This window comes from Pseudomonas sp. LB3P14 (genome assembly GCF_054898045.1).
This window is the reverse complement of the sequence record NZ_CM142714.1, coordinates 1,747,750-1,766,495: the sequence shown is the minus strand read 5'-3', so window position 1 is coordinate 1,766,495 and position 18,746 is coordinate 1,747,750. Positions and strand designations below refer to the sequence as shown.

The window sequence follows — 18,746 nt, the reverse complement described above, 5'->3', positions numbered from 1 at the left end:
CTCAGTAGGAATAAGTCAGGCGAGCGAACACACCTTCGGCGCGGTCATCGCCCAGCACCTTTACGCGGTACTGCAGGGAAAAATCGACGTAGGAGCGGGGCGCGTTGTACGCGTCTTCGCGGAACCAGTACCGGACGTTGTTACCGAGACCCACCCCGCCGGCCTTGCCGGATGAAGAGTCCGAACTGCCGTCGGCATCGGTCCCGCTGTTCATCTTCGAGTCGTAGTCGAACGCGGCCACGACATGCGGGAAGCTCACCCAGCGCGAGCCAGCGCCACCGATCGCATAGCTGCGGCCGACCTGCCATTCGCTGTTGAAGTAGTTGCGCGAGTCGTTGACGTAATGACCCGCTTCCGCGAACAACTGCGAAGTCCACCAGCTGGAGGCATCGACGCGCAGGTCGGTGCCGACGCTTGAGCCGTAACCCAAACGCAGCAGCCAGTCACCGTCAACATCCGATGATCCCAAGGGGAATGTGCGCTCGACGGCGGCCATCACGTTCAGCGATGTGAAGGGTTTGACCCGGACACCCACGGCGCCTTGCAGCGCATCGAAACCGGTATCCGAATCGCCGTTCTTGCTCCACAGCGTGTCGGTGATGCGTCCGTAGAGTTCGACAAAACGTGCGTTGCGATAGCCCAAGGGACGCCAGGAAAGCTCGGTGCTGTTTTGCAGGCTGTCATTGCTGTTGCTGCCGCTACTCGGCGCTGAGCTCAAACCACTGCTCGAACTGTTGCCGCGATAGCTGGTGGTGCTGGTCAATCCCCAGGTGCGCGACACATCGGCCACCGCGCGACGGGTGTCGAACAACTGCTGCGGGGACATGTCCAGCTCACCGGCATGCTGCGCGTCGATGACGCGCTCGAAGTAGCCTACGGCTTGCTCGTCATCATTGGCGCGCATCGCGGTGTAGGCCGCATCCTGAGTGGCCGTCGGCGTGAGCCGGGTGCCGGAATCGGCCTTGCTGAACGAGCCGAGGGCGCCGTCATCATCGCCGGCCTGAACCGACAAGTAAGCGCGCTGCAGGTCACTCATCGATTCCAGCTCGCCCGTGTCCCGCGCTTGTTGCAGTCGTTCGCGGGCGGTGCGGCGCTGGCCGAGGGCGGCATACAGACTGGCTTCTTCGTAAGCAGGCAGGCTGCCGAGGGCCAGGGCTTGGGTGAAGTCCTTGCGCGCCCCGGCATCGTCACCCGATTGCTGGCGCAAACGACCGCGCTGGGCCAGCAGCCGCGCGTCATCGCCATTGAGCTTGAGACCGTCACTGGCCGCCGCGATGGCTTCGGGCACGCGCTTCTGCTCGCTCAGGGCACTGACCAACAGACGCCGGTACGCCGGATTTTGCGGCGCGCGGCCGATGGCATCGTTCGCCAGGGTAACCGCTGTCGCGGGGTCTTTGCGGGCCAAAGCCGCGTAGGCCTGGGTAGCCATGTTGGTGCCCGCATCGCGCTGGTTGCCCGGCCAGATATCACAGACCAGGCCGAAGGCGCTTTCCTGACAGTTCAAGGCAGGTGCCGGAAAGTGGGCAACAGCGTTCAAACCGTTGTTTTTCTGCCGCAGCGCCATTCTGGCGGCCGTACGTCGGCGGGCCACTTCGCCACCTTCGTCGTCGGCCAGTGGCTGCAAATGATCGAGCGCCTGCTGAGGCTCGCCATGGGCCAGTGCGGCGTCCGCGGCGAAGAAACGAATGTCACGTATTTCCGCTTCCAGCACGCCATCGATGGCCAGGGCGTGATTCAGGTCAGCCTGGGCAGCCTGAGTTTTTCCCTGACGATCACGGGCGTAGCTGCGCAGAATCCAGGGGGCGATTTCTCCATCGTCCTGAGCCAACGCGCCTGACGCCGCCTGCTCGGCCCCAGGGTAATCCCTGGTAGCGAGCAGGGCACTGATCAGCAATTGCTGATTGGCGCCGATTTCCGGGGCCAGGACGACGGCTTTTCGAGCCTGGTCGACGGCAAGGGTCGCATCGCCTTGCTCCAGGGCGCGATAGCCCTGAACCGCCAGCGGCGCCGCCAGTTGACGACGAATCGCTTCGCGACGCATCAACAACGTATCGTCGTCCGGGAACACGGCAAGTGCCTGGGTGGTGGCTTGATCCGCATCTTGCAGATGCTGTTGGCGCTGCAAGGACTCGATCAGCAGCAATCGATAATCCATGCGTTTGGGTGCCTGAGCGATGGCTTTACGTGCCGCCTGGGCAGCAGTGCCGAAGTCATCGCGGTCATAGGCCTTGAAGGCCTGGGCCGCGGCGCCGAAGCCTGGGGCCTGACGCGACTGGGGGTAGCGTTTGGGATGATCACGCCGTTCCTTGTCGCGATGAGCCAGCACAATCAGGGTGTTCAAGCGGGTGATATCAGCCCGCTGACGCAACGCTTCGCGGGCCTTGGCGATGGCCAGGTCGTAGTCTTTGCGCTCGTACGCGCTGTACGCCTCGTTGGCTGTTTCATAGGCCGGGCCGGTCAACGGCAGCGGCAGCGTCTCGGCATGAGCAAGCCCGGGTAACAGGCTTAGCCCCGTGGCCATGAGGGTCAGGAAGGGGCGGTTCATGCCGGAAGCTCCGCAGGGTAGTGGCTGTGCTGACGCGCCACGGCCTTTTCGATGGTGGAGCGGGGCAGCACGCCGCTGTCGACCAGATAGTCGCCAATGCGTCCGTGATGCTGCGGGCGGTACTGCAACATGGAGCGGCTGAACACGTCGCGATCCAGCAGCCCCATTTCGATCAACAGGTCGCCCAGCAGTGGCGCACGGGCATCCGGCACGGATTGGCCTTCGCGCACGTTCAGTTGACGCAATTGCGCAACGATTTCGCTTTCCCGGGCAATCAGCTGCACCGGTTCGCTGCCCAGTTCATCGCTGACCTGTTGCAGACCTTCGGCCGGCAAAGGGCTGGCGACGGCGACTTGCGCGCGGCCGTCGGCATTCAAGCCAAGCGGCACCACGCGCCAGCGCAGGGCGAACTCAACGTCCAGCGTCAGGATCGAGTCCCGGGCCTTGGCGGCCACATCGAACACCCGCGGCAGATCGTTCTGGAAGGCGATGGCTTCCGCCAGCGTCTCGTCGTCCAGCCAGCCGTTGCTGAGCAGAATCCGCCCCAACGGCATGTGCCGGGTTTTCTGTTCGGTGAGGGCACTTTGCAGGTCGGTTTCGTTGATCGCCTGCCAGGACAGCAACACGCTGCCCAGCTTGCGCGGTGCGGCAGCCACCAGGTCGGTGGACGGGAAGTCGTGCATGGTCTTGTCCCACACCAGTTTGCGGTTCAGCGCCTTGCCGACCAGGAACATGCGCCAGGCGCGTGATGCGGCCATGAAGTTGACGAAGTTGCCCACCACCATGCGCGGGATGGACAGCAAACCATGCTGCCAGCCGTACAGCACGGTGGTGAAGTAGCAGCGGTGCGCGATACGCCAGGCCAGCGCGATACCGTTGGCCAGTAGCAGGTATTGAATAAAGCCATTGGTTTCAAATGGGGTCGGGAAACTCACGTCCCACAGGCCACTCTGGCGCAGGATGATCAGGCCCAGCAGTTGCACCAGAATCACGTAGGCGATGATGCTGACGAACGCCGTCACCACGCCCTTGCGGTCCCGAAACAGCAGATACCGGTTAGCCAGCGAGCCGTTCCAGCCCATTTGTTCCCAGCCTTGCAGGCCGATACCCAGCGTCCAGCGCGCTTTCTGGCGGAACGCGGTACGGAAGGTATCGGGAAAAAATTCCCGCACACACAACGGCATCTTCAGAGTCGATTCGTAAGGCTTGCGAAACCATGATTTACGCAACACACGAAACTGCACCGGGAAGCGCACGAAGATGGCGTTCATGCCGACCTTGGCCAGGCGCGCGCCGACGTCGTAGTCCTCGGTGAGGCTGTCAGTGTTGAACGGCTGGTTCTGGGTTTCCCCGGCCAGTACGCGCAGGGCACGGTGGGAGAAACAGGTGCCGACCCCGGCAGACGGCACCGTGTCGGTCATGCTTTCACGCACCACCAAATCCTTGCCATGCCATTCGGCGAACTCGTCCATGTAGGTGCCGGCCACCCATTCGTACCAGTTGCGTTCCAGCGACACCACGGGCAACTGGATCATGTCCTTGCGCGGCAGCAAGTAGTTGAACAGGCGCAACTCCATCGGGTGCAATACGTCTTCGCTGTCGTGCAATACGACGCCAGCGAAGGTCATGCCGTGGGTTTTCTCGTGCAGGAAGATCGCCTGGATCACCCAGTTCAGGCAGTCGGCCTTGCAGGTCGGCCCGGCATGCGGGACTTCCACGCGATGCAGCTGCTTGTAGCGCCGACGCATGCGCTCCACTTCATCGATGGTGCGTTGGTCATTGATGTAGGTGCCGACGAAGACCACATAGTTCTGGTAATCCAGGGTCGACACCATGTTCTCGATCATCGGCGCGATGACGTCATATTCCAGCCAGGCCGGGACCATGATCGCCAACGGCTGTTCATCCCGGGCCATCAGTTGCTCGACGGTCAGCGGCCGGTATTTGCGGTCCACGGTGAACTTGCGAAACAGGCGGCGAGACCAGTACCACAGGTCAATGAACAGGTCGTCCAGACTGGAGATCAGGATCAGCACCGCGACCACGATGGTCGAGATCTCCAGGAAGCTGTAGTAGTGGGCCAGCCAATAGGGCCAATAAAGCGACGTCATCGAAAGTTTCCGTTACTGGCGATTGCGACGGGCGCTACGGCCAGCCAGCAACAGGATGAGGACCAACAGGATGCCACCCGGAATCAGCCACAACAGCGACGGCTTGCGCCAGGCGTCCAGGCCCTTGGGTTCTTCGTTGTCGATCAATTGGCTGCCGCTTGGGTCCTGGGTGTCGAAGGTGGTCAATGCACCGTTGTCGCCGAGGATGGCCACGTCGCCGCGGGTCAGCAGAATCTGTTTGGCGAAACGTGGTGCGTCATTGCCCAGGGCGCGATAGACCAGACCGTGCTGGTCGCCGGCATCCACCACTTGCAACGAGGCCAGGTGGTTGAGGGGATGGATGTCCAACAACATCTGATCCTTGTGATTGATTCGCAGGCGACCTTGATCATCGACCTGCACCGATTCCTTGCTGTCCTTGATCGGCAGCTCGAAGGCCAGGAAGGCATTGTCCGGCGCGACCGAAACCTTTGGGTCGGCGCTGACGTTCAGTTGCGCCCGCAACGGTGAAACACCAGCGGCGTCAGCCACCGAAATCACCTGCGGCAAGCTGCTCGCCGGATGCTCGAGGTAGGCCTGTGGTATGAGGATTTGCGTGTCCATGGCAAAGCGTGCAGCCATGCCCGAGAAGTCATCATCCAGCGCGGTTTTTTCCAGCACGATGTGGCTGGTCGGCAGCACCGAGACCGGGAAGGCCTGTGGCGTTTCCAGGCAACGATCACTGACCGGTTGACGCTGGAACGACACGCGCAAAACGTTCTTCGACCCCAGGGCGTAACGCGGGATACGGGCTTCGATGCGTTGCTGTTCACCGTTGGCCACGAGCTGTTGCGCGCCAATCAGGTAATCGTTGAGAAACAGCGAGGCCACCGGCGCGGTGTCCGAGGCACCGGGGGCGGCAGACACATCGATCACCGCCTTCACCGGCAGGCGACCGTCGTAGGCCACGCTGCCCAGAGGGAACGAGGTGCTCCAGTCGGATTTGGCCAGCACGTCGATGGCGCCGGGGTTGCCACCCAGGCGCGACAAGGCCACACGGCCGTCGGCGCTCAAGGGCATCTGTGCTTCGCTGACCGTCAATTGGCGGCTGCGTGCCAATGTGTTCCAGGCGGTACTGAACAAGGCCAGCGCCTTGCCCGTTGCATGCGGCGCGATCATCAGCACCGGACGTGTGCCCAACAATGCCAGGCGTACGTTGTCGGTACCGGTGGCGGCCAGACCTGCATTGATATGCCGCTCACGCCATTGCGCGAAGGCGTTGGCGGCTGTGGCGTCGAGGCCTTGAATCTGGCTCTGCAGCGCGTCCAGCGATTCATTCACGGCTTTGAGCAGTTGCGGGTCGTTGATGGCCAGATCCGCCTGGACGTTCAGCGTCTGCCCCAACATCAACAACGCACCGATTTGCGCCGGGTTCGCCAGAACGTGCGAGCCTTTGCCGTTAAGGCTGGCGAGCGCTGGAATAGTCTGCAGTTCGGCCGGGATGCGCAGGCCAGTCAGGTCGACAGTGTCTTGTTCGGCGGGGAAGGGCAGAACGCGGCTGTGCTTGCCAATCCGCTCCAGTGCCACACCCAGGCGCCACGCCGCGTCGTAGCTTTCAGCGGATAAGGTGCCAGGCGCGACCATGATCCCAGGCTTGCCAGGCAATGCCGTCCAGGCAGCACCGACGTCCTGTAACTGGCTGGCGTCGTAGCTGTAATTGAGGCGGGTACCCGGTTCGATACGCAATACATTGCCGATGGCGCGTTCGTCTTCGCACAACACACGGGACACGACTGACGACCAGGCAATGCCCAGGCGCAGCGAGCCGCTGTCACGCGCTTTCTTGTCCACGCCCAGTATGGCGCTGGCATCACCTTGGACTTCGCTGAGCCCTTCGGCGCGTACCGGATAGCCGTCCAGCGACAGCAGCAGCGTGTTGCGTCCGCCTTCGCCATTGAGGTAACTGGCGTCGAAATTCAGGGTGGCATCCGTCAACGGCACACCCGCCGGCACCGGCAGATACAGTTCGCGGCGGGCATCGGTGGAGCCGAGGATGATCGGTGCGTCGATCCCCAGATCGCTCAAGCGGATCTCACGCTCCTGTCGGGTGTCGGCGTTGAGCCGGTTGATCGCCTGGGTGAGCGGACTGTCCGCGGCCAAGGCAAAGGTCGGCATGAGTGCGAGCAGGCTCACGCCACAGGCAAGGGCGCTGAGCGCACCCGTATGGATGGCAACGGAAGACTTCATTCAGGTAGATCTCGAGCTGATAAGGGGAGGAGCGGTTTGGTTTATTGATAGGTAAAAGCCGGGTAATTTTTCTCGGGCACAGGCACCGCTGACGGGTAGTGCAGGAACTTGGGCAATCGCACCCCAGCCACGACGAAATCATCGACCGGGCGCCCCATCAGGGCATCGACGATGCGCGCACTGGCCTTGCCATCACCATAAGGGTTGGCTGCCTGGGAGCATCGGCGCCACAGCAGGTCGTCATCGAACAGTGCGTTGACGCCAGCGATGATCGAGTCCGGCGAGGTGCCAACCAGACGCACAGTGCCCGCCGCGACAGCTTCGGGGCGTTCAGTCACATCGCGCATGACCAGTACCGGTTTGCCCAGCGACGGCGCTTCTTCCTGCACGCCACCGGAGTCGGTGAGAATCACGTGCGCCCGTTGCATCAGGCGCACGAAGGCCAGGTAGTCCAGCGGCTTGATCAGATGCACGTTGGGCAGATCGCCCAACTGTTCGGTGACCGGGCCCAGGACGTTGGGGTTCAAATGCACCGGATAGACGATCTGGATATCAGCGCGCCGCGCCAGATGGCTCAAGGCCTTGCAGATATCCAGGAAGCCTTCGCCGAAGTTTTCCCGGCGATGCCCGGTCACCAGCAGAACCTTGCGGCCGGTTTGCAGGAACGAGAACTGTTGGTCCAGGCTTGCACGCAGGTCAGCGTCCTGCTCAATTCGCCGCGCCGTCATCTGCAACGCGTCAATCACCGTATTGCCGGTCACGTAGGTGCGACCTTGAAGACGTTCGTCGAGCAGGTTCTGGCGCGACTCGTGGGTCGGCGCAAACAACATGTCCGCACCGAGGTCGATGCAGCGGCGGTTCATTTCTTCCGGCCACGGGCTGTAGATATCACCGGTTCGCAGCCCGGCTTCGACATGACCGACCGGAATACGTCGATGGAACGCAGCCATTGAGGCAACCATGGCCGAAGTGGTGTCGCCATGTACCAGCACCCGGTCCGGGCGGGTCATTTCCAGCACAGGGTCAATCGCCCCGTAAAGCGCCGCGGTCAGCGAGTTGAGCGATTGGTGCGGCGTCATCACATCGAGGGTGTAATCGGCCTTGAGGTCGAACAGATCCAGCACCTGTTTAAGCATGCTTTGATGTTGGCCGGTGATGCATATCTGCGAATGAATGCCAGGTTCCGCAGCGAGGGCTTTGACCAAAGGCGCCATCTTGATGGCTTCTGGACGAGTACCGAAGATCGAAAGGATTTTAATCCTTGAATGATGGCGAGCGATGATGTCTTCCTTGCGCAGTTTTAGTGCGCAGCACAACAGCGGCCCAAGTTTTATTGAACTTGAGCGCAGCAGCGTTATTTGAATTTAGTAAAGACCGGGGCCATCAGCGTGATATCAGCTATTCACTTCATGTGAGGTGGTGCGACGCCTTAAGCCCGGAACCGGCCGGATTATTAGCATCGAAGGTGAATGTTTTAAAGTGTTATATGTGTTGTTTGCTTTAATAATTAAAGTTTGAAACTTTTATATTTATGGTCGGTCTTGTTTAGGTTTTTGTGATTTTTAGAAGGTTTATTTTGATTGTTGCTCAATACGTAAGCTGTTGTTTTTTAATGATAAAGATAAGATTAAATCCATTCGTCAGCTCGAATGAATTATTAATTAGTTATAATGGTCGCGATTTGTGTGTTGGCAGACTGGCCTTCCAGAGTGACGGCAATGATAGTCACTGAAATGACGCCTGTATATTGTCATGATGCAATAGGTGTTTCTTTGTGGGGTAAATAAATGAACTTTCCCTCTACCTTTAATTATTGATAATCCCTCAGCCTATATTGGTTAGGGAGTGACTCGGAGAATGGAGTCTCCGAGTACCCATAACAGCGACGTTTTACAGGTTGGTAGTGAACCGGGGCCGCGGTCCGGCGAAGAAACCGCGGCGGCCAATCAATCAGGCGGCGGGGAGCAGGCCTTTCTGTTTGGCGACATGAGTCGCCAGTGCGTCCATCAAGTCCGGGGACAAGCAGTCATAGGGCTCCAGGCCGATTGAGCGCAGGCGCTCACGGATCGCCTTCATTTGCGCTGGCGGTGTACCGGTTTCGATGATGGAGGATACGAACGCGGCGAAGCTCGGCGCAGCCCATCCGCTCTGGGGAGAGAGCTCGGTGTGGACGAAGTCCAGGCCATAAAACGCATGGTCCTTGTTCTCGATGCGCCCGAAGAGATGGACGTGGCACTGCTTGCAGGCGTGGCGCTGGATGGTGGCGGTTTCGTCGACAATTGCCAGTTTTTCGCCGTGAGCAGTGACGCTGACCTTATCCCGAGGTACTACGGCAATGACGGCAAATGTCGCGTTTTGCGGTTTCCAGCATTTGCTGCAGCCGCACGCGTGGTTATGCAGGGTTTGTGCGTCGATCTTGACCTCGACCTTGTCGGTCGCACACAGGCATTGCAGGGTGCCACCGGTGAAATTCGCGGCGGCGGGTTGGATACCATTGTCCAGTGCAGGGTGGAGTTTCAAGTTGCTCACGTTGGCTTCTCCGTTTCAGGGTGTCAGACGAAAGTGCCTGGGGCCGTGCACCAGGCGACGGTGCAGATCGATTGCCTTCATGCATCAGGTCGAACGCTTCGTTGATTTGCTCCAGTGGCAGGTGTGAGTAACGAAGGGCGCCAATTCAAGCTCGCCATTCATCGCATCCTAGACCATCTTCGGCAACTGGGTGCGGCCCTTGAAGCCTCCAGGCGCTGTGCAACATTCCCGCCCGTCACCCACATGAAAACCCAGCCCGTCGAACCGGCACTAACCCGTGCTTGCGTTGTCAGTAACTGGCGCCTGTAGCGACGAGGATCGTCTCTGATAGCGGCACGTCAGGCTACGTTTAGTGTTTTCTCCAATGCCTTAGGGCAAAAAAACTCGCGATGGATTGCGTCTTGGACCGACCATTCCTTTTGCGGGCGACACTCTATGGGTTTGCTTCTCGATCCGCGTCATGACATTGATGCCGCTTTATTAAGCTATCGCCGGGTGTTCTGGTCGCTGGCGCTGTTCAGTGGCGTGATCAACCTGCTGGTGCTGGTGCCGTCGCTCTACATGATGCAGGTGTACGACCGGGTCCTCACCAGCCGCAACGAAACCACCTTGTTCATGCTCACCTTGATTGCCCTGGGACTGTTCATGTTCAGCGCACTGATCGAGTGGGCACGCGGCGAAGTGATGATTCGCATGAGCGCGGGGCTGGACGAGGCCTTGGGCGAGCGGATTTTCGACGCCGCCTTCGCCCGCAGCCTGCGCGAGCACAACGCCAACCCGGCGCAGGTACTCACCGATCTGGCGACGCTGCGGCAGTTGATCACCGGCCAGGGCCTGATCGCCTTGCTGGATGCACCGTGGTTGCCCATTTTCGTGCTGGTGGCGTTCATCTTTCATCCCTGGTTCGGCGTGCTGACGCTGGTTCTGGCGCTGGTACTGATCGGCCTGGCGCTGTGGGGCGAGTTAGCGACTCGCACGCGCCTGGGCGAAGCCAATCGCCTGGGCGTGCAGTCGTCGATCTATGTAAACAGCACGTTACAGAATGCCGAAGTCATCCAGGCCTTGGGCATGCTTGGGCCGTTGCGCCAGCGCTGGAGCTTGCTGCAGCAACGCATCATTGCCGCCCAGTCCCATGCCAGCGATCGCAGCGCGCGTATCACTTCGACGACCCGTTTCGTGCGCATCTCCGGACAGTCGCTGGCCTTGGGCCTGGGGGCGTTGCTGGTGCTTGAAGGCCAATTGTCGGCGGGCATGATGATTGCGATGTCGCTGCTGCTGGGGCGTGCCCTGGCGCCCGTGGAAATTGCCATTGGCTCGTGGAAGCAATTCAACTCCGGCCGCCAGAGCTACCAGCGCCTCAGCCAACTGCTTGCCCTGCATCCGCGCGAGCGCCTGCGCATGCCTTTGCCACCGCCCACCGGTGCGGTGCGCCTGGAGCAATTGTATGTCGGCCCGCCCGGCGCCTCGCAACCGATCCTGCGGGGCATCAATTTCAGCCTGGTCAAAGGTGATGTGCTCGCCGTCGTTGGCCCCAGCGCCAGTGGTAAATCAACGCTGGCCAGGGCGCTGGTCGGGGTATGGCCGGCCATGGGCGGGTCGGTGCGCCTGGACGACGCCGAGATCAGTCAATGGTCCCACGACGCCCTGGGCCCGCACCTTGGATACCTGCCGCAGGACATCGAGCTGTTCGACGGCAGTGTGGCCGACAACATTGCCCGCTTCGGCGAGCAGGACGCCGACAAGATCATCGCCGCAGGGCGTCACGCCGGCATTCACGAGATGATCCTGAAATTCCCCAAAGGTTACGACACGCCGCTGGGCCCCGGCGGGCTTGGATTGTCCGGTGGACAAAAGCAACGCCTCGGCCTGGCTCGCGCGCTCTATGGGCGCCCGTCGCTGATCGTGCTTGATGAGCCCAACTCCAACCTTGATGAAGCCGGAGAGATGGCGCTGGTGCAGGCCATCAGTGCGCTCAAGGCTGCTGGCAGCACCGTGGTGCTGATTACCCACCGGCCTAATGTGCTGGCGGTGGTCGATCATATCCTGGTGCTCAAGGACGGCACTCAACAAGCATTCGGCCCACGGGATCGGGTGCTCAAGGCATTGAGGCCGGGGCCAAGACCGGCCGCGGTCAGGGAGGCTGGCAGAGATGCGTGATCTGACCCCGGAGGCACAAACGTACAACGAGCAGGGGCTGAGTGTGCGCGACACCACACCGCAGTCCCGCGCCAGTACCGACGCCAGGGGGGCGGCACGCTACGGTGTGGGTTTCCTGGTCCTGACGCTGGGCGGCTTCCTGCTCTGGGCCTGCCTGGCGCCGCTCGACCAGGGTGTCGTGGGCAGCGGCACCGTGGTGGTGGCGGGCGAACGCAAGGCTGTGCAGTCGTTGGTCGGTGGGGTGGTGGAAAAGCTGCTGGTCAGCGATGGCGACCGCGTCACCCAGGGACAGTTGCTGGTGCAGCTCAATACGGTGCAGGCGCAGTCGCAACTGGACGTGACCCTGGGCAAGTTGCTCAACGATCGCAGCGTCGAGGCGCGGTTGATTGCCGAGCGCCTGGGCTCAGCCGAGATCCAATGGCCCGCTGAACTGCTGGAACGCGCCGACGAGCCGCGGGTCAAGGCCGCCATGGCCTTGCAGAGCCAGTTGTTTCTGACCCGCCGCGCAGAACTGGGCAGCCGCTTGCAGATCATCGAACACGAAGCCGCGGCCTTGCAGCAGCAATTGCTCGGCTACGAAGGCGTCAAGCGTAACTACGATACGCAGATGCGCTTCCAGCAGCAGGAGCTGGAAGGCCTGCGTAATTTGGCCCTTGAAGGCTACATTCCGCGCAACAAACTCTTCGAGGCCGAGCGCAACGCAGCCCAATTGGCCGGGCAGATTGCCTCGGGGGTGGGCGATGTCGGCAGGACCCGCCAGGCGATCAACGAAAGCCACCTCAAGGCCTTGCAGGCGCAGCAGGAATTTCGCCGCGATGCCGAAACCCAGCTCAGCGAGGTCTCTGCCGAGGCGGCAGGTTATGCCGATCAGATTCATGCCTTGCAGTTTGAAGTCGACAACGGTGCGATCCGTGCGCCGGCGTCCGGGCAGGTCATGGACGTGAGCATTCATACGGTCGGGGGTGTTGCGCAGGCCGGCCAAACCCTGATGCAGGTGGTGCCGCTGGATGCGCCGATGGCGATCACCGCGCGTTTCGAGCCGCTGATGGCCAATAAGTTGCGCCCGGGGCTGCCGGTGCACGTGCATTTCACAGCGCTGCAACGGGTGGATACGCCGACGGTCACCGGCACGGTGACTACGGTGTCGGCGGACCAATTGATCAATGAACAGACGCACCAGCCGTACTTTTCCGCCAAGGTCGAAATTCCGGCCGACACCGTCGCCTCGCTGCAGGCCGCCGGCCTGCTGGTGCGCCCCGGCATGCTCGCCGATGTCACGGTGGTGACGGGGGAACGCACCTTGATGAATTACCTGATGAAACCTTTGCGTGAACGCTTGCTTGCGGCCTTCAAAGAGGAATGACATGTGGGAGCGAGCTTGCTCGCGATAGCGGTCGGTCAATCAGCTTCCATGCTGAATGGACTGCCGTCATCGCGAGCAGGTTCGCTCCCACATCAGGTCAGGCTGTAAAGTCGCTGGCGTGCAGCTCCTTGACGCCCACCACTTCGAATTCGAACTCAGGGGTGGCGTCGGCGTTGACACTGCCGTAGAGGATGCCATCGGCAAAGCGCAGTTGGCCGGTGGCGTTGGTGGGGTCGAAGGCGTTGCTGCCGATAAACGTGAAGGCGTCGACGGTGGCGGTCAGCGGGTTGGCGTCCAGACCGGTGAAATCCAGATGATCGCCCTCGGTGGTCTTGAAACCGCTGATCACATCGCGCAAAGCCCCGACGCCCATGTCCGACAGCGCACCAAACGCGTAGGTATCCGCGCCAGTGCCACCGGTGAGGTTGTCGGTGCCTGCACCGCCGATCAGCCGGTCATCGCCCGAACCACCCACCAGCGTGTCGTTACCGGCACCTCCGTTCAGGACGTTCGCGGCGCTGTTGCCCGACAGACTGTCGGCGTAGGCGCTTCCCGTCAGGTTTTCGAAGAATTTCAAGGTGTCGAGCCCGGAACCCACGGTGTTTTGTTGTGCGGACGTCGAGAGGTTTACGGTAACGCCGGACAGGGCGCGTTCAAAAGACACCGTGTCATTGCCATCGCGCCCGTCCAGCACGTTGTTGCCGGCTCCGGCGAACAGCGTATTGTCCAGCGCGTTGCCCGTGCCATTGGCGGCGCCAGTGCTATCAATATAAAGACGCTCGACGTTGTTGCCGAGGGTATAGGCCGCCAGTCTGCTGTGCACGCTGTCGATCCCTCCAGGCGCCGCATTGCTGTTGGTCTCGATCACGGTGTCGTCGGCGTTGTCGACATAGTAGGTGTCGTTGCCATCGCCGCCGCTCATGCTGTCGTCCCCTGCGGCACCATCGAGCACGTTATTGGCGGCATTGCCGGTGATGAAGTTGTGCCGCTCATTGCCGGTGCCGTTGATGGCCGACACGCCGGTGAGCACCAGGTTCTCGAGATTGGCGCCCAGGGTCCAGCTGACCGAGGCCAGCACCGTATCGATCTGCGAGGTCGAGGTGTTGGTTTCTACCACGCTGTCGAACGCGTTATCGACCACATAGATGTCGTTGCCATTGCCCCCGGTCATGCTGTCGGCGCCCAGGCCGCCATCCAGTGTGTCGTTGCCCGAAGTGCCCACCAGGGTATCTGCCTGGCCGGTACCGGAAATCATGTTCTGAGCGTTGTCGAAAATGTCCTGCACGCTGTTGTTGTCGTTGGGGTTGCCCTGGAAGCCAAGGTCATTGGCAATGTAGTCGGCCAGGCGCTGGCCGACGATCTCCGCCGACTCCTCGTGCAGGTGCCAGACGTCGTCGGGATACGCCTGCGGATCGACTTCGTGGCGCAAGGGGAGGTCGGTGTAGTCCACCGCCAGCTTGACGTCGGCGCGCTCGGCGGCGATGGCTTCCTGGGCGGCGCGGACATAGCCAACCCCCTCGACGATGGAGGCAATCTTGTCTTGCGAATAACCACGGGTACGCGCCGCGTCCTGCTCGTAGTGACCGGTTTCCATCATGTACACGCTGAAGTTGCCGAACTGAGCATGCAGGTAATCAAACACCTTCAGGGTCGCAGCCTTGTAGGCCGCGGCTGCCGCTGGTTTGTCCGTGGCGCGGGCGATCTCCTGGGCGGCTTCCTCGCCCTGGCCCCAAATGATGCCCATGGTGACGTTATTGATGGATTGCAGTTCGGTGAGCTGGTCCCGCAGCAGCGTCACGGCGCGCAACAGCGCAGGCCCGGGTTGGTTGGTGTCGGTCAGCCACCAGCACAACTTGAGTTCCTCGGCGCTGAGAGTCGACAGGCCGGTGACCGTGCTGCCGCCCACCGCAATGTCAATGCCGTTGCCATCGGCATCGGTGAACTGGCTGCGCACGTCATAGGTGGTGTAGCGGTCCAGGTCGTTGACCAGCATCGAGGTGCCGGACTGATTGTCGTCCTCCGTCATGCGTAGCAGTCGCGCATTGGATTGACCGAGGGTGGGCACGTAGAGGATGTCCTGCTGGGCACGCTCGCCGAACACGAAGTCGCTGGCGGTCAGGGTGTTGAGGTAGTTGCCGTTGAGGGCGATTTCGAAGCGATTGCCATCGGCATCCGCTTCGGCGGATTTGATGTAGGTCTTGTCGCCGGCCGCGTTGAGGGTCATGTACAGCGTGCCATTGCTGCCATCGCCGAGGCCGAGAAAGCCAAGGCCCGAAACATCGATCTTGTCGACGCCCACGGTGAAGTCATAAATCGTGTCGGTGGCCGTGACACCGCCCGTGTCGTAGTCGCGGTAGCTGTCGAGTACGTTGGTGTAGCGGAAGGCGTCGGCACCGTCGCCGCCGTACAGCGAATCGCGTCCGGCGCCGCCGTCGACGGTGTCCGCGCCGGTGCCGGCCTTGATTGTGTCGTTGCCACCGAGGCCGAGGATCAGGTCTGCGCCCGCCGTGCCGTTGAGGCTTTCGGCGTTGTTGGTGCCGGTGATGGTGTTGGCAGGCGCATCGGCCACCGCCAGGGCGAAGCTGTCGCTGACCGACGCACCTGAAGGATCGGTGGCCTTGACCAGTACGTTGTAATTGCCGGACGCGGTGCTGGTCGGCGTGCCGGTGAACGTCAGGCTGGTGGCGTTGAAACTCAGCCACGCGGGCAGGGCGCTGCCATCGGCCATGGTCGCGGTGTAGGTCAACACATCCTGGTCGGCGTCGGTGAAGCTGTCATGGGTCACGGTGTAGCTGAACGGCGTACTTTCGCTGGCACTCTGGTCGAGAAGGGGGATGGCCACCACCGGCGCTACATTGCTGGGGGTGTTCTGGTCGGCGAAGACAAAATGACTGGCCGTCAGGCTGCTCACCAGGTTGCCCGCCAGCGACACTTCGAAGCGGTTGCCGTTGGCGTCGACGGTGAGGTCCTTGAGGTAGGTGCGGTTGCTCGAAGCGCTATAGGTCACTTGCAGCGTGCCGTTCAGGCCATTGCCCAGGCCGGTGTAACCGAGCGCGGAGACATCGATTTTGTCGGCGGCCACGTCGAAATCGAGGATCTGGTCACTGGCGCTGGTGGTGCTGGTGCGGTAACTATCGAGTTTTGAGGTGTAGCGGAACACATCGGCACCCGCGCCGCCGGTGAGTTTGTCCACGCCGGTGCCACCGACCAGGATGTCGTTGCCGGCGCCGCCATTAAGGGTGTCGTTACCGGCGCCACCGAACAGTTGTTCGTTGGCAGCGGTGCCGGTCAGCGTGTCGTTGTTCGGCGTGCCATTGATCACAGTGGGTGCGGCGGGTACGTCCTGTACGGCCAGGGTAAAGCTGTCGCTGACGGTTGCATTGCTGCCATCGGACGCGGTGACCTGTATGGAGTAAGTGCCCGATGCCGTGTCGCTTGGCGTGCCGCTGAAGGTACGGGTGGCGGCGTCGAAGGTCAGCCAACTGGGCAGGGCGCTGCCATTGGCCAGTTTGGCGGTGTAACTGAGGCTGTCGTTATCCGGATCGGTAAAACTGGTGGCCGGCACCACGTAGCTGAACGGGGTATTTTCGGTGGCGTTCTGATCCAGCAACGCCGTTGCCACCACCGGCGCATGGTTGACCGTTGGCGAAGTGGCAAAGACGAAATGGGCGCTGGTCAGCTTGTCGAGGTAATTGCCGTCCAGCGCCACCTCGAACCGGTTGCCATTGGCGTCGGCGGTCAGGGACTTGATGTAAGTCTTGGTGCCGGCACTGTTGAGCACCAGATACACGGTGTTGTTCTTGCCATCCCCCAGGCCGGTGAAACCCATGGCCGAGAGGTCGATCTTGTCGGCGGTGATATCGAAATCGGTGATCACGTCGCCAAGGTTGGCGCCGCCGGTGTTGTAGTTGCGATAACTGTCCAGGCGGTTGGAGAACACGAAGGTGTCCGCCCCGGCACCGCCGGTGAGGGTGTCCATACCTGCACCGCCGTCGAGCTTGTCGTCGCCCGCGCCACCACTGAGGCTGTCGTTACCCGCCAGGCCGAGCAGGGTGTCGGCCGAATCGCTACCCAGCAGCGAGTCGCTGCCGCTGGTGCCGGTGACCACACGATTGAAGATGAAATTGCTGGCGGTCAGGGTGCTGGCGAAGTTGCCCGAGAGAATCAACTCGAAGCGATTGCCGCTGGCGTCGGCATCGTAGTCCTTGATGTAGGTGCGGTCGTTGCTGGCGCTGTAGCTGACCTGCAGGGTGCCGCCACGGCCATTGCCTAGGCCGGTGAAACCGAGACCGGCGAGGTCGATCTTGTCCTGGGTGACGTCGAAGTCGGTGATGGTGTCATCGAAGCTTGCGGTTGCATTGCGGTAACTGTCGGACTGAGCGGCGAAACGGAACGTATCGGCGCCGGTACCGCCGGTGAGTTTGTCGATGCCTGCACCACCCACCAGAATGTCGCCACCGGCCCCGCCATTGATGGTGTCGTTGCCGCCTGCGCCATAGAAAATTTCGCTGGCGGCGCTGCCCAGCAGGGTGTCGTTGCCAGCCGTACCTTGCACGGTGGTCATCGGCACCGTGGCGCTGACGTAGCTGCCGTCACCATAGACCAGCGTGGCACCGTTGCTGGTGTGACTGATGGTGTTGCCAATAATGGCGTTGCGATCAGTGCCGTCTTCATTGCGCTCTGCAACACCGTAGGTCGACAGGTTGCTGCCGCTGATGATGTTGCCCTGGATCGTGTTGTCGCTGCCGTTGAAGTACTTGCCGGACACTCCCTGGGTGTCGTCGTAGGACTGGATGATGATTTCCGGTACGGGGTTGCCCAAGGAATTGTTGTTGAGCGTGTTGTCGATGATCTCGACGTGGTTGCTGCCGTAGATGCGGATCCCGGCGCTGGTGTTGTCGTGGATATTGACGCCTTCGACGGTCACGTCGCTGGACAGTTTGATCAGCACCCCTTCGGCGCCATTGCCGTACACCTCGCCACCGGTGATGGTGATGTTGCTGGGGGAGGGGATGTCCTCGCTGCCGCGCTGCACCACGATGCCATTGCCGCCATTGTTGTAGGCAACGTTGTTGGTGAGGGTGAAGTCGTGGGTGCTGGTGACGACGTTGAAACCGTGCCGGTCATTGTCGTAGGCGACGTTGTTTTCGAAGGTGCTGTCGCTGAGGAAGTCAGCAACGAAGCCGTCCAGGCCATTGCCGTGGGACACGCTGTTCTTGATGACCATGTTGACGGTCTGCTCATGGGGGTCGAAACCGTACCCGGAGCAATCCTTGATCTCGACGCTGTCGAGGGTGACGTTGGAGTCGTAGCCTTCTTCGCCGGGAATGTAGCCGTTGAACCAACCGTCGATCTTGCCGGTGGTGTGGTCGCGGTTACCGTCGATGGTGAGGTTGCTGACGCCAAAGTCGTGGGTTTCCTCGCCATAGGCCGAGCGGATGACCCCCGTGATCTTGGTGTCGGAGCCGTCAGCCACCTTGACGGTGGTTGCGCCCATGCCGTCGCCGTACAGGTAGACGTTGCTCTTGAGCATCAGGCAGCCGTCGGAGGGTTCCTCGCCTCCCGAAACGATATAAGTTCCGGTCGGCATATACACCTGCCCCCCGCCTGCGGCGGCCGCTGCATCAATCGCACTTTGTATCGCCGCCGTGTCGTCTGCGATGCCATCTCCTTTGGCGCCAAAATTCTGTACGTTGAAAATCATGAGCTTATCTCCGTATCAGGCTAAAACCTCGGTAGACGCCAATATTCCATCGACGACTAACGTGTTATGACCCAGCGGAGCGCAAAAGTTGTGACCACACATCGGGGAAGT

General features: G+C 61.3%; 8 protein-coding genes. 2 read left to right on the top strand and 6 right to left on the bottom strand.

The genetic code is table 11. The annotated features are described in order from the left end of the window. Position 1: 1 nt before the first annotated feature. From ACYZT5_RS08210 to gfa, 5 genes are all read right to left on the bottom strand, one after another. Positions 2-2,545, bottom strand: coding sequence for an NfrA family protein (locus ACYZT5_RS08210; RefSeq protein WP_462050630.1), 2,544 nt, complete (start codon positions 2,543-2,545; stop codon positions 2-4). Beyond that, entirely contained in the window at positions 2,542-4,656 is a 2,115-nt protein-coding gene (locus tag ACYZT5_RS08205) for a glycosyl transferase family protein (RefSeq protein ID WP_462050629.1), read from the bottom strand. The genes ACYZT5_RS08210 and ACYZT5_RS08205 overlap by 4 nt, the downstream gene beginning before the upstream one ends. 12 nt (positions 4,657-4,668) lie before the next feature. Then, a complete protein-coding gene (locus tag ACYZT5_RS08200) occupies positions 4,669-6,882 on the bottom strand; it encodes a hypothetical protein (RefSeq protein ID WP_462050628.1) in 2,214 nt (737 codons plus the stop codon). A gap of 41 nt (positions 6,883-6,923) precedes the next feature. Next, complete coding sequence (wecB, locus tag ACYZT5_RS08195; RefSeq protein ID WP_462052216.1) at positions 6,924-8,162, bottom strand: non-hydrolyzing UDP-N-acetylglucosamine 2-epimerase; 1,239 nt, start codon at positions 8,160-8,162, stop codon at positions 6,924-6,926. A gap of 670 nt (positions 8,163-8,832) precedes the next feature. Continuing rightward, positions 8,833-9,411 carry an S-(hydroxymethyl)glutathione synthase gene (gene gfa, locus ACYZT5_RS08190; protein WP_462050627.1) on the bottom strand — a complete coding sequence of 193 codons (579 nt, stop codon included), beginning with the start codon at positions 9,409-9,411 and terminating at the stop codon, positions 8,833-8,835. Positions 9,412-9,846: 435 nt separating this feature from the next. On the opposite strand from gfa, the gene ACYZT5_RS08185 reads away from it, so the two are divergent. Together ACYZT5_RS08185 and ACYZT5_RS08180 are read left to right on the top strand one after the other, a co-directional pair. Continuing rightward, complete coding sequence (locus ACYZT5_RS08185) at positions 9,847-11,568, top strand: type I secretion system permease/ATPase (RefSeq protein ID WP_462050626.1); 1,722 nt, start codon at positions 9,847-9,849, stop codon at positions 11,566-11,568. Beyond that, positions 11,561-12,931 (top strand): HlyD family type I secretion periplasmic adaptor subunit, encoded by a 1,371-nt coding sequence (locus ACYZT5_RS08180; RefSeq protein WP_462050625.1) that lies wholly within the window; start codon positions 11,561-11,563, stop codon positions 12,929-12,931. The genes ACYZT5_RS08185 and ACYZT5_RS08180 overlap by 8 nt, the downstream gene beginning before the upstream one ends. 97 nt (positions 12,932-13,028) lie before the next feature. On the opposite strand, the gene ACYZT5_RS08175 is transcribed toward ACYZT5_RS08180, so the two are convergent. Next, a complete protein-coding gene (locus ACYZT5_RS08175) occupies positions 13,029-18,635 on the bottom strand; it encodes a putative Ig domain-containing protein (RefSeq protein WP_462050624.1) in 5,607 nt (1,868 codons plus the stop codon). Between the last annotated feature and the right edge of the window lie 111 nt (positions 18,636-18,746).

Coding starts and splice junctions, on each gene's coding strand:
- ACYZT5_RS08210 (WP_462050630.1), bottom strand. CDS start 2,545: ATGAACCGCCCCTTCCTGACCCTCATGGCCACGGGGCTAAGCCTGTTA.
- ACYZT5_RS08205 (WP_462050629.1), bottom strand. CDS start 4,656: ATGACGTCGCTTTATTGGCCCTATTGGCTGGCCCACTACTACAGCTTC.
- ACYZT5_RS08200 (WP_462050628.1), bottom strand. CDS start 6,882: ATGAAGTCTTCCGTTGCCATCCATACGGGTGCGCTCAGCGCCCTTGCC.
- ACYZT5_RS08185 (WP_462050626.1), top strand. CDS start 9,847: ATGGGTTTGCTTCTCGATCCGCGTCATGACATTGATGCCGCTTTATTA.
- ACYZT5_RS08180 (WP_462050625.1), top strand. CDS start 11,561: ATGCGTGATCTGACCCCGGAGGCACAAACGTACAACGAGCAGGGGCTG.
- ACYZT5_RS08175 (WP_462050624.1), bottom strand. CDS start 18,635: ATGATTTTCAACGTACAGAATTTTGGCGCCAAAGGAGATGGCATCGCA.